At 58.6% G+C, this 13,315-nt stretch carries 11 protein-coding genes; 3 read left to right on the top strand and 8 right to left on the bottom strand.

The genetic code is table 11. The features are described 5' to 3' along the window. Nucleotides 1–54 precede the first annotated feature (54 nt). The 6 genes from menA to priA all read right to left on the bottom strand — a co-directional run bounded on the left by menA (nt 55) and on the right by priA (nt 7,447). Entirely contained in the window at nt 55–975 is a 921-nt protein-coding gene (gene menA / locus KB890_RS13765) for a 1,4-dihydroxy-2-naphthoate polyprenyltransferase (RefSeq protein WP_002882914.1), read from the bottom strand. Nucleotides 976–1,044: 69 nt separating this feature from the next. Next, nucleotides 1,045–2,379: an HslU--HslV peptidase ATPase subunit gene (hslU, locus tag KB890_RS13760; protein ID WP_002882917.1), complete on the bottom strand. Its 1,335-nt coding sequence runs from the start codon at nt 2,377–2,379 to the stop codon at nt 1,045–1,047. Between the two features lie 9 nt (nt 2,380–2,388). Continuing rightward, nucleotides 2,389–2,919 carry an ATP-dependent protease subunit HslV gene (gene hslV / locus KB890_RS13755; RefSeq protein WP_002882918.1) on the bottom strand — a complete coding sequence of 177 codons (531 nt, stop codon included), beginning with the start codon at nt 2,917–2,919 and terminating at the stop codon, nt 2,389–2,391. 91 nt (nt 2,920–3,010) lie between these two features. Beyond that, nucleotides 3,011–3,979, bottom strand: a complete 969-nt coding sequence (ftsN, locus tag KB890_RS13750) for a cell division protein FtsN (RefSeq protein WP_002882919.1) — start codon at nt 3,977–3,979, stop codon at nt 3,011–3,013. A gap of 93 nt (nt 3,980–4,072) precedes the next feature. Continuing rightward, nucleotides 4,073–5,101 (bottom strand): DNA-binding transcriptional regulator CytR, encoded by a 1,029-nt coding sequence (gene cytR / locus KB890_RS13745; protein WP_002882921.1) that lies wholly within the window; start codon nt 5,099–5,101, stop codon nt 4,073–4,075. Between the two features lie 150 nt (nt 5,102–5,251). Continuing rightward, on the bottom strand, nt 5,252–7,447 hold the full coding sequence (priA, locus tag KB890_RS13740; RefSeq protein WP_004181628.1) for a primosomal protein N': 2,196 nt from the start codon (nt 7,445–7,447) through the stop codon (nt 5,252–5,254). 252 nt (nt 7,448–7,699) lie between these two features. On the opposite strand from priA, the gene rpmE reads away from it, so the two are divergent. Continuing rightward, nucleotides 7,700–7,912 carry a 50S ribosomal protein L31 gene (gene rpmE / locus KB890_RS13735; protein WP_002882922.1) on the top strand — a complete coding sequence of 71 codons (213 nt, stop codon included), beginning with the start codon at nt 7,700–7,702 and terminating at the stop codon, nt 7,910–7,912. Nucleotides 7,913–8,014: 102 nt separating this feature from the next. Here rpmE and metJ read toward each other — a convergent pair whose 3' ends face one another. Then, entirely contained in the window at nt 8,015–8,332 is a 318-nt protein-coding gene (metJ, locus tag KB890_RS13730) for a met regulon transcriptional regulator MetJ (RefSeq protein WP_002882924.1), read from the bottom strand. Between the two features lie 267 nt (nt 8,333–8,599). Between metJ and metB the strand changes: the two genes are divergently transcribed. Both metB and KB890_RS13720 read left to right on the top strand, forming a co-directional pair. Next, complete coding sequence (gene metB, locus KB890_RS13725) at nt 8,600–9,760, top strand: cystathionine gamma-synthase (RefSeq protein WP_004150388.1); 1,161 nt, start codon at nt 8,600–8,602, stop codon at nt 9,758–9,760. A gap of 2 nt (nt 9,761–9,762) precedes the next feature. Continuing rightward, nucleotides 9,763–12,195, top strand: a complete 2,433-nt coding sequence (locus KB890_RS13720) for a bifunctional aspartate kinase/homoserine dehydrogenase II (protein ID WP_002882944.1) — start codon at nt 9,763–9,765, stop codon at nt 12,193–12,195. Here KB890_RS13720 and KB890_RS13715 read toward each other — a convergent pair. After that, entirely contained in the window at nt 12,170–13,306 is a 1,137-nt protein-coding gene (locus KB890_RS13715; protein WP_004181629.1) for an IS1/IS1595 family N-terminal zinc-binding domain-containing protein, read from the bottom strand. The genes KB890_RS13720 and KB890_RS13715 overlap by 26 nt on opposite strands. Nucleotides 13,307–13,315: the final 9 nt, after the last annotated feature.

Raw genomic sequence — 13,315 nt, 5'->3', positions numbered from 1 at the left:
TCCCGCGAATCGCATTGTTGGCAAAATCATCAATTGTTAATTGATATTTGTCAGTTAAGCCATCAGCTTACTGGCAATAATTCCGATAACAAACAGCAGGTTGGTTAGTAAAGCCCCTTTGACCGTCTTTTCGAGCATTGGCCGCATCGCCAGCGGATCGGATTCGCGCAGGACGTAGCGCGCCTGTTTCACCAGCAGCGGCGTGGCGAGAATAAACAGCCAGCCCCAGGCTGAATGCAGCGCCAGCAGGTTAAACAGCGCCAGACACAGCAGGGCGCCGAGCAGCAGGCAGGCATGATAGCGGCGGGCATTGACCGGGCCCAGGCGCACGGCGAGGGTGTTCTTCCCGTTCTGCCGGTCGCTGTCGATATCGCGCAGATTATTGATGTTCAGCACGGCGGTCGCCAGCAGACCGCAGGCTGTCGCCGGCAGAAAAATGGCCGCTTCCACATTATGGGCTTGCAGATACCAGCTGCCGAGGACGCTCAGCCAGCCGAAGAAAACGAGTACTGAGATATCACCCAGACCAATATATCCATACGGACGGGTGCCCACCGTGTAGGTGATGGCGGCCACGATAGACAGGCCTCCCAGGGCGAGGAAGCCGATGAAATCGCCGACGCTCTGCCAGGCGGCGCACAGCAGCGCCAAACCAAACAGGCAGATGAGTACGACGGTGACGATCAGGGCGCGCTTCATCTGCTGGGGGGTAATCACCCCTTTCTGCATCCCGCGCAGCGGCCCGATGCGATCCGGTTTATCGCTCCCCTTAACCGCGTCGCCGTAGTCATTGGCGAGGTTGGAAAGAATTTGCAGCAAGCCGGCGGTGATCAGCGCCAGCAGGGCAACCCAGGGATCAAAATGGCCCTGCTCCCAGGCAAGGACGGTGCCAACAATAATCGCGGCAAATGCCAGCGGTAACGTTTTAGGACGCAGGCTTTCCAGCCACGCCTGTGAACGGCTGATATCAGTCATAGTTATTCTAGCCAATAAAAATGGGGGCGATAGCCCCCATCAACAGTGATGAAAATGCATTGCACCGGATTATAGGATAAAACGGCTCAGATCTTCATCTGCCACCAGAACATCCAGGTGTTTACTCACATATTCGGCATCGATAGTGACGGTCTGGCCGTTCATCTCGCTGGCATCATAGGAGATATCTTCCACCAGGCGCTCCAGCACGGTGTGCAGGCGACGCGCACCGATGTTCTCGGTGGTTTCGTTTACCTGCCATGCGGCCTGGGCGATGCGCTTGATGCCGTCTTCAGTGAATTCGATGTTCACCCCTTCGGTCGCCATCAGCGCCTTGTACTGCACGGTGATGGAGGCATTCGGCTCGGTCAGGATGCGCTCGAAGTCGTGGGTGGTCAGCGCCTTCAGCTCAACGCGGATCGGCAGACGCCCCTGCAGTTCCGGGATCAGATCGGATGGGCTGGCCACCTGGAATGCGCCGGAGGCGATAAACAGGATGTGGTCGGTCTTGACCATCCCATGTTTGGTGGAGACGGTGCAGCCTTCCACCAGCGGCAGCAGGTCGCGCTGTACGCCTTCGCGGGAGACGTCCGGGCCGGAGGTGTTGCCGCCGCGCTTACAGATTTTGTCGATTTCGTCGATAAAGACGATACCGTGCTGCTCTACAGCGTCGATGGCTTCCTGCTTCAGCTCTTCCGGATTGACCAGTTTGGCCGCTTCTTCTTCAATCAGCAGCTTCATCGCGTCTTTGATTTTCAGCTTACGCGGTTTCTGCTTCTGGCCGCCGAGGTTCTGGAACATAGACTGTAGCTGGCTGGTCATCTCTTCCATGCCCGGAGGGGACATGATTTCAACGCCCATCGGCGCCGCAGCGAGATCGATTTCAATCTCTTTATCGTCCAGCTGGCCTTCACGCAGTTTTTTACGGAACGCCTGGCGCGCTGCAGACGGTTCCTGCGACGGCTCAGTCTGGCCCCAGTTGTTCTTCGCCGGTGGGATCAGCACGTCAAGCACGCGCTCTTCCGCCAGCTCTTCCGCGCGGTAACGGTTCTTATCGATGGACTGCATGCGAACCATTTTGATCGCCGCATCGGTCAAATCGCGGATGATGGAGTCCACTTCTTTACCGACATAGCCCACTTCGGTGAACTTCGTCGCTTCAACTTTGATAAACGGCGCGTTGGCCAGTTTTGCCAGACGACGGGCGATTTCGGTTTTACCGACGCCGGTTGGGCCGATCATCAGAATGTTTTTCGGCGTGACTTCATGACGCAGCTCTTCGTTAAGCTGCATCCGACGCCAGCGGTTACGCAGGGCGATAGCAACAGAACGCTTGGCGGCGTCCTGACCGATAATGTGTTTGTCCAGTTCGCTGACAATTTCGCGTGGGGTCATTTCAGACATGGGAGATCCTTACGCTTTAGAAGGTAATTCTTCGATGGTGTGGAAATGGTTGGTGTAGATGCAGATATCACCTGCAATATCCAACGCTTTCTCGGCGATGTCGCGCGCGCCCATATCGGTATTTTCCAACAGCGCGCGGGCCGCGGCCTGGGCGTAAGGACCGCCGGAGCCGATAGCAATCAAATCGTTTTCCGGCTGTACCACGTCACCGTTACCGGTGATGATAAGCGACGCGTTTTCGTCCGCGACGGCCAGCAGCGCTTCCAGTTTGCGCAACATCCGGTCAGTTCGCCAGTCTTTGGCCAGCTCAACGGCGGCCTTCACCAGATGGCCCTGGTGCATTTCCAGTTTACGTTCAAACAGTTCGAACAGCGTGAAGGCGTCGGCGGTGCCGCCAGCGAAACCGGCAATCACTTTGTCGTTGTACAGACGACGCACTTTCTTCACATTGCCCTTCATCACGGTGTTGCCCAGCGTGGCCTGGCCATCACCGGCAATAACAACATGGCCGTTACGGCGAACACTTACAATTGTAGTCACGAGCAGACCCCTTGGTTGCAAAAGCGGAACAGGGGCCCCGCGCTGTCCGCGGGGCCGAATGCAATTATAGATGGGGGGGATTTTGAGGGTTTCAACCCCTGGCGGCGAGACGAATGCAGTTCGCGTGTCCAGCCATCTTCAGGCGGGTGATCATCTCGTTGGCGCTTTCTTTGCCTTTCAACGGGCCAATAACCACGCGGTTCCAGCCGTTGTTAGTGGTAATGTGCGAAGCAAACCCTTCGAAAGCCAGCTGAGCGCGGACGGTTTCGGCCTGCTCGGCGCCTTTAAAGGAGCCGCACTGGATCATCCAGCTACGATCGTCTTTCTTCTCGGCGGTGGTTTTCGGCGCTTCTTCCACCCGAGTTACCGGCGCCGCGGCCTGGGTACGCGGCTGCGTGGTATTGGTATGCGCTGGCGTCTGCAGCAGATCCTGGTACGGCTGCTGGTTTGACGCGGTCTGCTTCGGCTGTTGCTGCTGAACCGGCTTCGGCTGCTGAACGCGCGGCGGCTGCTGTTGGACGGTCTGCGCCTGAGTCTGCGCCCACTGTTGCTGCTGCGCCTGCTGCTGTTGCTGCGCTAAACGCTGACGCTGAAGCGTCTGCTGGCGCTGCGCCGGCGTTTGTTCGTTCCACGGCACTTCGGTCAGCTGGGTCGGCTGCTGGCGCATATCGGCCTGCATCTGGGCGAGCAGCTGGCGCTGCTCGTCGGTCAGCTGTTCCGGTTTCATGACTTCGCCACCGGCGGTCGGTTCGGTCGGCGCGCGGACGCCAGGCTGGCGGCTTTCCAGCTCTTTAATATAGCGCCAGCGCTCTTCCGGTTTGGGCGGCAAGCCGTTGCCGGCGGCCTGGCGATTTTGCATCGCTTCCGCTTCTTCTTTCTTATGATGCGTAATGAAATAGAGGCCACCGATAAAGGCCACCAGCACAGCCGCCGCGATCGCCACCATCGCCGGTGAAATCGCCGGAAGGCTGCTTTGCTTATTCCTTGAGCTTCGGGTCGTGCTCTTTTTGCGCCGCGAAGAAGCCGGTTGGCTGCGGCGTACATAATCTCGTTGTGCCACTATCGTTTCGCTGTCTTATATTCGTTCGTCAGCCCGCCATGTTACTTAAGCGGCGGGCCTTTGACCAGAAGAGCAGGCCCGAAAGCCTGATGGTTATCGTCTGATTTTTTGCGTACTGCCGCGAACAATCAGTTCGCAATCGAGCAGACGCGAGCCGCTGTTCACGTTATGCCCCTGCATTTGCTCCAGTAATAGCAGCATTCCTTCACGGCCGATATCAAACCGTGGCTGTGAAACCGTGGTCAACGGCGGATCGCAAAATTCAGACAACGCGATGTTATCGAAGCCGACAATTGACAGGTCGTCCGGCACTTTCAGACCGCGACGTTTTGCCAGCGATAAGGCGCCCAGCGCCATCACATCGCTATGGCAAAAGACCGCCGTGGGCGGCACCGGCTGCGCCAGCAGCTGCTCCAGCGCATTGGCGCCGGCTTCGAAGGTAAAGTTGCCGCGAGCAATATAGTGCGGATCGACGGTGATACCGCTGCGGCGCAGCGCCTGCACATAACCCTGCAGGCGATAATGGCACAACGGCATATCTTCCGGGCCGGCGATACAGCCGATACGCTGATGTCCCAGCTCGTGGAGATAATTTACCGCGTTAAAGGCCGCCGTCAGGTTATCGATATGGACGGTGGGCAGCTCCAGCTCCGGCGCAAACTCATTCGACATGACCATTGGCGGCAAATTGCGCTGCTCTTCCACGCTGGCGTCAAACGGCAGGCGCGAGCTGAGCAGCACCATGCCGTCGATCTGCTTGGTGATGATAAGGTCGATAAAGGTTTTTTCTTTCTGATTCTGGTGGGCGCAATCGCCGATTAACACCAGATAGCCGTGCTCGGCGGCAGTGACTTCAATACCGCGGATCACTTCACTAAAGAAGGGATCGCAGATATCCGGGACGATCACGAGGATCGTTCGCGATTCGTTGCGCTTCATATTGCGTCCGAGCGACTGCGGTAAATAGCCGACTTCCAGCGCCGCCTGCTCGACCCGGTTACGGGTGGCTTGCGACACCTTATCAGGGTTCATCAACGCTCGGGACACGGTTGCCGTGGAAACGTTTGCCTTGAGGGCGACGTCTTTCATGGTGGCGGCAACCACTTGTTTTTTGGGCTTCACCTGGTTTCTCCTCGCTGAATGGCGCTGGCATTTCCCTTGGGCGCTAACTGCTGCATCATTTTTATCAGATAGTCGCGGCAGTGAGTTACAGAATTTTCATGAAAAACGTGATGCTTGTTAAATTTTTCGATCCGGCTCGCAAGAGAAGGCTTATCCTTCAATCGGATCGACATCCAGCACCCACTTCACTTTTCTCGCCTCCGGAAGCGTATTGATCAGCGCCAGCGTACCGCTAACGATATGTTGCAGACGCACCCGCGAAGGATGCTGCAGCAATATTTGCCAGCGCCAGCGGCCGCCGCGCTTTGGCGCCAGCGCCGGAACCGGACCGAGCACCCATAGCTTTTCGTCGGCCAGCGGGCTGGCCTGCAGCAGATTGCGCAGCTGTTGCAAAAACAGCGGCGCCTGCTGGTTGTTATGGTCTTCCGCACGAATCAGCACATGGCTGGTCCACGGCGGCAGCTGCATCGTCCGCCGCTCTGCCAGCGCCTGTTCGGCAAAGGCGTCGTAGCCTTTATACAGCAGGGTCTGCAAAAGAGGGTGTTCCGGATGGTGGGTTTGAAGAATGACCTCGCCCTGTTTTCCTGCCCGGCCCGCTCGTCCGGAGACCTGGGTATAAAGCTGAGCGAAACGCTCTGCGGAGCGGAAATCAGCGGAAAACAGCGCCCCGTCGACATCCAGCAGGGAGACGAGGGTGACGTCCGGGAAGTGGTGCCCTTTGGCCAGCATTTGGGTGCCAATCAGAATACGCGCCCCGCCGCGATGGACGGCGGCGAGATGCTCCTCCAGCGCTCCTTTGCGGCTGGTGGTATCGCGGTCGATACGCGAGATAGGCACCTCAGGGAACAGCGGCGCCAGGGCCTGCTCCAGCTGCTCGGTGCCGATCCCTACCGGCACCAGATGCGTGGAGCCGCAGGAAGGACACTGGCGCGGGATCGGGCGCTGGCTGTCGCAATGGTGGCAGCGCAGATGGTGCTGCGCCTGGTGCAACGTATAGTAACTGTCGCAGCGCGGGCATTCCGCTATCCAGCCGCAATCGTGGCACAGCAGCGCTGGCGCAAAGCCGCGGCGGTTAAGAAACAGGATCACCTGGTTATCCGCTTGCAGGTGCTGGCGCATACGGCTAATCAGCGCGGGAGACAGGCCCGCCTGCAGCGGTTGCCCTTTGAGATCGAGCACGTGCTGCTGGGCCGGGCGCGCATTGCCCGCGCGTTTGCTTAAGGTTAACTGGCGGTATTTACCCTGGCGGACGTTATGCAGAGTCTCCAGCGCCGGCGTCGCCGAGCCGAGAATTATCGGGATCTGCTCGCTGTGGGCGCGCCATACCGCCAGGTCGCGGGCATGGTAGCGCCAGCCTTCCTGCTGCTTGTAGGAGCTGTCATGCTCTTCGTCGATGACGATGACGCCGAGATCTTTAAATGGGGTAAACAGCGAGGAGCGGGTGCCGATCACAATGGCCGCTTCGCCATTTTTCGCCTTCAGCCAGGCCGAGAGACGTTCGCTGTCATTGAGCCCGGAGTGCAGCACTTCCACCGGCGCGTTAAAGCGCTGGCGAAATCGGGCGATGGTTTGCGGCGTCAGGCCGATCTCCGGCACCATCACCAGCGCCTGGCGCCCCTGCGCCAGCACATTCTCCAGCACGCTCAAATAGACTTCCGTTTTCCCGGAGCCGGTAATACCCGCCAGCAGCCAGGCGGAGAAACGATCGGCGGCGCTGTGGATCGCCCCGACGGCGGTGGCCTGCTCGGTATTCAGGCGCAGGCGTTCGCCGGCAACCGAATACTCGCTGCGCCAGTCGGTGAGGGCGGGCGCTTCGCAGGTCAGCTCCGCCAGCCCTTTACCGCGCAGCGCCTGCAGCGCCGCTTCATTGAATTCCAGTTCGCCAACCTGATGACGCCAGATTTTGCCCTGGCGCAGCGCCGCCAGCGCCTGCTGCTGCTTCCGGGAGCGTTTCAGACCGTTAAGGTCGACAACCTGCCCCTGCTCGGTGGCGAACCAGTACCACAGCGGCGTGGCGCTGGCGGGTTTGCCCTGGCGCAGCATAACGGGTAATGCATGGAACAGCACATCGCCGATCGGGTGATGGTAATACTCAGCCGCCCACATCAGCAGTCGCCAGACAGTCGTGGAGAAGACCGGCTCGTCGTCCAGCGCTTCGGCGACCGGTTTTAGCTCATCCAGCGGCAGTTCGCTGCGCTCGCTCACCGCCGCGACAATGCCGATCCGCTCCTGTTTGCCGAACGGCACCCGCACCCGACAGCCCGCTTTGACCGCCATGCCTTCAGGCAGCAGGTAGTCAAAAGTGCGCGGTAGCGGAACGGGTAGGGCAACGTGGGCGACGGACATGTCATCTTCCTGACTTGAAATCTGGCGGGATAGTATACACATTACGATAAGGCGGCGCGGATCAGTTTGCATATGCTGGTCAAATTCTGTATGATTCGCCGCCTTTGATGCGCTTTATATCGCATTGAAGATTGACCATTACCGCGTGCTTCACGCTGTCAGCAGCGTAGAAGGCGACGGGAAATTACTAATATCGCGTGGTGTCTGGCGTTAGGGCTGGAAGAGCGACGCGGCCTTAACTGAGGTTCTCCCATGAAAAAAGGTATTCACCCAAATTACGACGAAATTACTGCTACCTGTTCTTGCGGTAATGTCATGAAAATCCGCTCCACCGTTGGTCACGACCTGAACCTCGACGTGTGCGGCAAATGCCACCCGTTCTTCACCGGCAAACAGCGTGATGTTGCTACCGGTGGCCGTGTTGACCGCTTCAACAAGCGCTTCAGCATCCCGGGCAGCAAGTAAGTTGCCAGAAGAAGCCGCCTCAGGGCGGCTTTTTTGTCTCTCCCGCCTGCCTGGGCGGGAAAGAAAAAAAGGGCGGAAGATTATTCCGCCCTTTTTTTCGTCTCAGTATTCCCACGTATCCGGGTCGATTCCCAGTTCACGCATAATCGCTTTCGCCGCTTCCGGGATCTCATCGCTGCGCTCTTTACGCAGGTCTTCATCGTTAGGCAACGGTTGTCCGGTAAAGGCATGCAGAAACGCTTCGCACAGCAGCTCGCTGTTGGTCGCGTGACGCAGGTTATTCACCTGACGACGCGTGCGTTCATCGGTGAGGATTTTTAACACCTTCAGAGGAATGGAAACCGTAATTTTCTTTACTTGTTCACTCTTCTTACCGTGCTCAGCGTATGGGCTGATATATTCGCCGCTCCATTCAGCCATGAGATACCTTAATCCTCTGTTTATTAGTGAAGGGCCAGAATATTCCGCCCGGGCTATAATTGCGCGTAGTTTACCGTATGCGCGGGCTTTCTGACATGAGATAAGCCGCCGACGACGTGCGCTAATGCATATAATTTTAACGGCTATTTGCACTTTGCTCAATCTATACGCAAAGAAGTTTAGATGTCCAGATGTATTGACGTCTATTGTGACAATGATTACTCTGGAGCCTGACTTTTCACCGATTCAGCCCAGGAACTTCCCAACATGACGCGTAAACAGGCCACCATCGCAGTGCGTAGCGGTTTAAATGACGACGAGCAGTACGGTTGCGTTGTCCCGCCGATTCACCTCTCCAGTACCTATAACTTCACCGGCTTTAATGAACCGCGCGCCCACGACTACTCCCGTCGTGGCAATCCGACGCGCGATGTGGTGCAGCGCGCCTTAGCGGAGCTGGAGGGCGGCGCCGGCGCGGTGCTGACCAATACCGGAATGTCGGCGATCCTGCTGGTGACGACGGTGTTCCTTAAACCTGGCGATCTGCTGGTGGCGCCGCACGACTGCTACGGCGGCAGCTACCGTCTGTTCGACAGCCTGGCGAAGCGCGGCTGCTATCGCGTCCAGTTTGTCGATCAAAGCGATGAGCAGGCGCTGCGGGCGGCGCTGGCGGAAAAACCGAAGCTGGTGTTGGTGGAAAGCCCAAGTAATCCATTGCTGCGGGTGGTGGATATTGCGAAAATCTGTGGTCTGGCGCGTGAGGCCGGGGCAATTAGCGTGGTGGACAACACCTTCCTGAGCCCGGCGTTGCAAAACCCGCTGGCGCTGGGCGCCGATCTGGTGCTGCATTCCTGTACCAAATACCTCAATGGTCACTCCGATGTGGTGGCCGGGGTGGTGATTGCCAAAGATCCGGCAACTGTCACCGAACTGGCATGGTGGGCGAATAATATTGGCGTCACCGGCAGCGCCTTCGACAGCTATCTGCTGTTGCGCGGGCTGCGGACGCTGTCTCCACGGATGGAAGTGGCGCAGCGAAATGCCCTGGCGATCGTTGAGTATCTGAAAACCCAGCCGCTGGTGAAAAAGCTGTATCATCCATCGCTGCCGGAAAACCAGGGGCATGAAATTGCGGCGCGTCAGCAAAAAGGTTTTGGCGCAATGTTAAGCTTCGAGCTTGACGGTGACGAGCAGACGCTGCGCCGTTTTCTGAGCGGGCTGTCGCTGTTTACACTGGCGGAATCGCTGGGGGGCGTTGAAAGCCTGATTTCCCATGCGGCAACGATGACGCATGCCGGCATGGCGCCTGAAGCGCGTGCCGCCGCCGGAATTTCAGAAACGCTCCTGCGTATATCGACCGGTATTGAAGATGGTGAAGATTTAATTGCCGACCTGGAAAATGGCTTCCGGGCAGCAAACGAGGAATAAAGATGAGTGTGATTGCGCAGGCAGGGGCGAAGGGTCGTCAGCTGCACAAATTTGGTGGGAGTAGTTTAGCGGATGCGAAATGTTACCTGCGCGTCGCGGGGATCATGAAGGAGTATTCGCAGGCGGGGGATATGATGGTCGTCTCCGCCGCTGGCAGCACCACCAACCAGCTGATCAGCTGGCTTAAGCTTAGCCAGAGCGATCGCCTTGCTGCGCATCAGGTTCAGCAGTCGCTTCGCCGCTATCACACCGAGCTGATTGGCGGTCTGCTGGAGCCTGCGGCGGCGGATACGTTGATAGCCGCCTTTATCCACGACCTTGAGCGTCTGGCTGGTCTGCTGGACGGCGGGGTTTCCGAAGCGGTCTATGCGGAAGTGGTCGGCCATGGGGAAGTGTGGTCCGCGCGCCTGATGGCGGCGGTTCTCAACCAGCTGGGTATGGAAGCCGCCTGGCTGGACGCGCGCGCGTTCCTGCGCGCGGAACGCGCCGCGCAGCCGCAGGTGGATGAGGGATTATCTTACCCACTGCTGCAGCAGCTGATGGCGCAGCATCCTAACAAACGTCTGGTGGTGACCGGCTTTATCTCCCGCAACCAGGCCGGCGAAACCGTCCTGCTGGGCCGTAACGGGTCTGACTACTCTGCCACCCAGATCGGCGCGCTGGCGGGCGCCTCCCGGGTCACTATCTGGAGCGACGTTGCCGGGGTGTACAGCGCGGATCCGCGCAAGGTGAAAGACGCCTGCCTGCTGCCGCTGCTGCGTCTGGACGAAGCCAGCGAGCTGGCGCGCCTGGCCGCGCCGGTGCTCCATGCCCGCACGCTACAGCCGGTTTCCGCCAGTGATATCGATCTGCAGTTACGCTGCAGCTACACGCCGGAACAGGGTTCCACGCGCATTGAGCGCGTGCTGGCCTCCGGTACCGGCGCACGGATTGTCACCAGCCATGACGACGTCTGCCTGGTGGAGTTCCAGGTGCCGGCCGGTCACGATTTCAAACTGGCGCATAAAGAGCTGGACGCTCTGCTCAAACGCGCCCAGCTGCGCCCGTTAGCCGTTGGCGTCCATGCCGACCGTAAGCTGCTGCAGTTCTGCTATACCTCCGAGGTGGCCGACAGCGCGCTGAAATTGCTCGATGAAGCCGGTCTGCCGGGCGAGCTGCGTCTGCGTCAGAAGCTGGCGCTGGTGGCGATGGTGGGCGCGGGAGTCACCCGTAACCCGCTGCACTGCCACCGTTTCTGGCAGCAGCTCAAAGGGCAGCCGGTGGAGTTCACCTGGCAGTCTGAAGAGGGGATCAGCCTGGTGGCGGTGCTACGCGCCGGGCCGACGGAAAGCCTGATCCAGGGGCTGCATCAGTCCTTGTTTCGCGCCGAAAAGCGTATTGGCCTGATGCTGTTCGGCAAAGGGAACATTGGTTCCCGCTGGCTGGAGCTTTTCGCCCGTGAACAAACTACGCTCTCGGCGCGTACCGGTTTCGAGTTTATTCTCGCCGGCGTAGTCGACAGTAAACGCAGCCTGCTGAATTACGACGGGCTGGATGCCAGCCGGGCGCTGGCTTTCTTCAACGATGAAGCGGTGGAGCAGGATGAAGAGTCGCTGTTCCTGTGGATGCGCGCGCACCCGTATGATGATTTAGTGGTGCTGGACGTCACCGCCAGCGAACAGCTGGCCGACCAGTATCTTGATTTCGCCAGCCATGGCTTCCACGTCATTAGCGCCAACAAGCTGGCGGGCGCCAGCAGCAGTGATAAATATCGTCAGATCCACGACGCGTTTGAGAAGACGGGGCGCCACTGGCTATATAACGCCACCGTGGGCGCCGGCTTGCCGGTGAACCATACGGTGCGCGACCTGATCGACAGCGGCGATACTATTCTCGGCCTGAGCGGTATCTTCTCGGGAACGCTCTCCTGGCTGTTCCTGCAGTTTGATGGCACCGTGCCGTTCACCGACCTGGTGGATCAGGCGTGGCAGCAGGGGCTGACCGAGCCGGATCCGCGCGTCGATCTGTCCGGTAAGGATGTGATGCGTAAGCTGGTGATCCTCGCGCGGGAAGCGGGCTATGACATCGAACCGGATCAGGTGCGTGTGGAATCACTGGTACCGGCGCACTGTGAAGAGGGGTCGGTCGATCACTTCTTTGAGAATGGCGAAGAGCTGAACGAGCAGATGCTGCAGCGTCTGGAAGCGGCCCGCGAGATGGGGCTGGTGCTCCGCTACGTGGCGCGCTTTGATGCCAACGGCAAAGCACGCGTCGGTGTGGAAGCGGTACGCGAAGAGCACCCGCTGGCGGCGCTGCTGCCGTGCGATAACGTGTTTGCCATCGAAAGCCGCTGGTATCGCGATAACCCGCTGGTGATCCGCGGGCCCGGCGCCGGGCGCGATGTGACCGCCGGGGCAATCCAGTCGGATATTAACCGCCTGGCGCAGCTGCTGTAAGCGTCGCGTTATACTCTTGAACCAGTGAGGCCACTATTTGCGTTACGCGCCCTGCGGAATACAGGGCGCTCTGCGCAAACGCGGGTCTGTTTTCCAGCCATATTGTAAACCGTCGGCTGGCCGCAAGGTCTGGTAGGAAGGCGTTCTCTTCTGCAGTGCCGGCAAGCCGGCAGACCATTTTCTGATTCTCTTCCTGCGTCCAACGCTGCCATGAATTTTGCCACCAGCCATGATGGGTTTTCCCCTGTAGCTGCCACGGAGCCGGGCTGGCTGGGTTCCTTATCTCTTCTTCCACATACCATAGATCGCCTTGCCGCTGACGAAAAAGCGGCGCCCAGGCAACGATCGCCGCGCCGCGTAAAAAGCATTCATGCGCAATAACGTGCGTTTTCACCTCTGGAAACCGCTGGCTGAGCAGTTTGAAATGACCGTGCGCGGCGATAACCGGGCGCAATATATTGCCGCGGGCATGGCGCTTTTGCATTGCGCTGCCGTACTGGATTTCATCGAACTGACTGCGTTGTAAAAAGCGCATTTCAGTGAGAGAAATACGTTGAATAATATCGTCAGTCTCCTCCCTGTCGGCTTGTCCGCCGCGCCAGTGATAGCGTAATGATTCGCCTACCGCGAAAGGAGTGAAATTAGAGGTAAGATGAATAACATTACCGCGCACGGCATCAAAGCTTAATAAAAAATAGAGCTTTTGCCCGGCGGCATTACCCTGGAATGGCGCTATCAACGGTACGCTGCAAATACGTCGTGGGGCTTCAATTGGGGCGATGTGTGGGAATTTTGGCGTCCAGACCTTTTTACAGTGGCGGCACTGAAGGCGTTGCGTACCCTGCGGATTGCGGCCGTAGCGAATAATATCCCGCTGATAGCATACCGGGCAAAAATAGCCGTAGCGGCGGGCATGATCCGTCAGATAAGCCGCCAGCCAGGGGCGGAATTCCCGTTCGTTAAACAGGGGGGGATAGCTGCCGCAGGCTGCGCAGTAGAGCGCCGGGTAGCCCAGCCGAAAATTCGGGAAATGATACTCAGCCGCAGACGGTAAACCTAAATTGCGGCAGCCAAAAGTTTTACAGGCATTAATGGTAAAGAGAGTATCCACTGGCAGGTC

The sequence above is a fragment of the Klebsiella sp. P1954 genome (genome assembly GCF_018199955.1).
Classification (GTDB): Bacteria; Pseudomonadota; Gammaproteobacteria; order Enterobacterales; family Enterobacteriaceae; genus Klebsiella; species Klebsiella pneumoniae.
The sequence above is the reverse complement of the archived record's forward strand: the minus strand, read 5'-3'. Positions and strand labels throughout refer to the sequence as shown.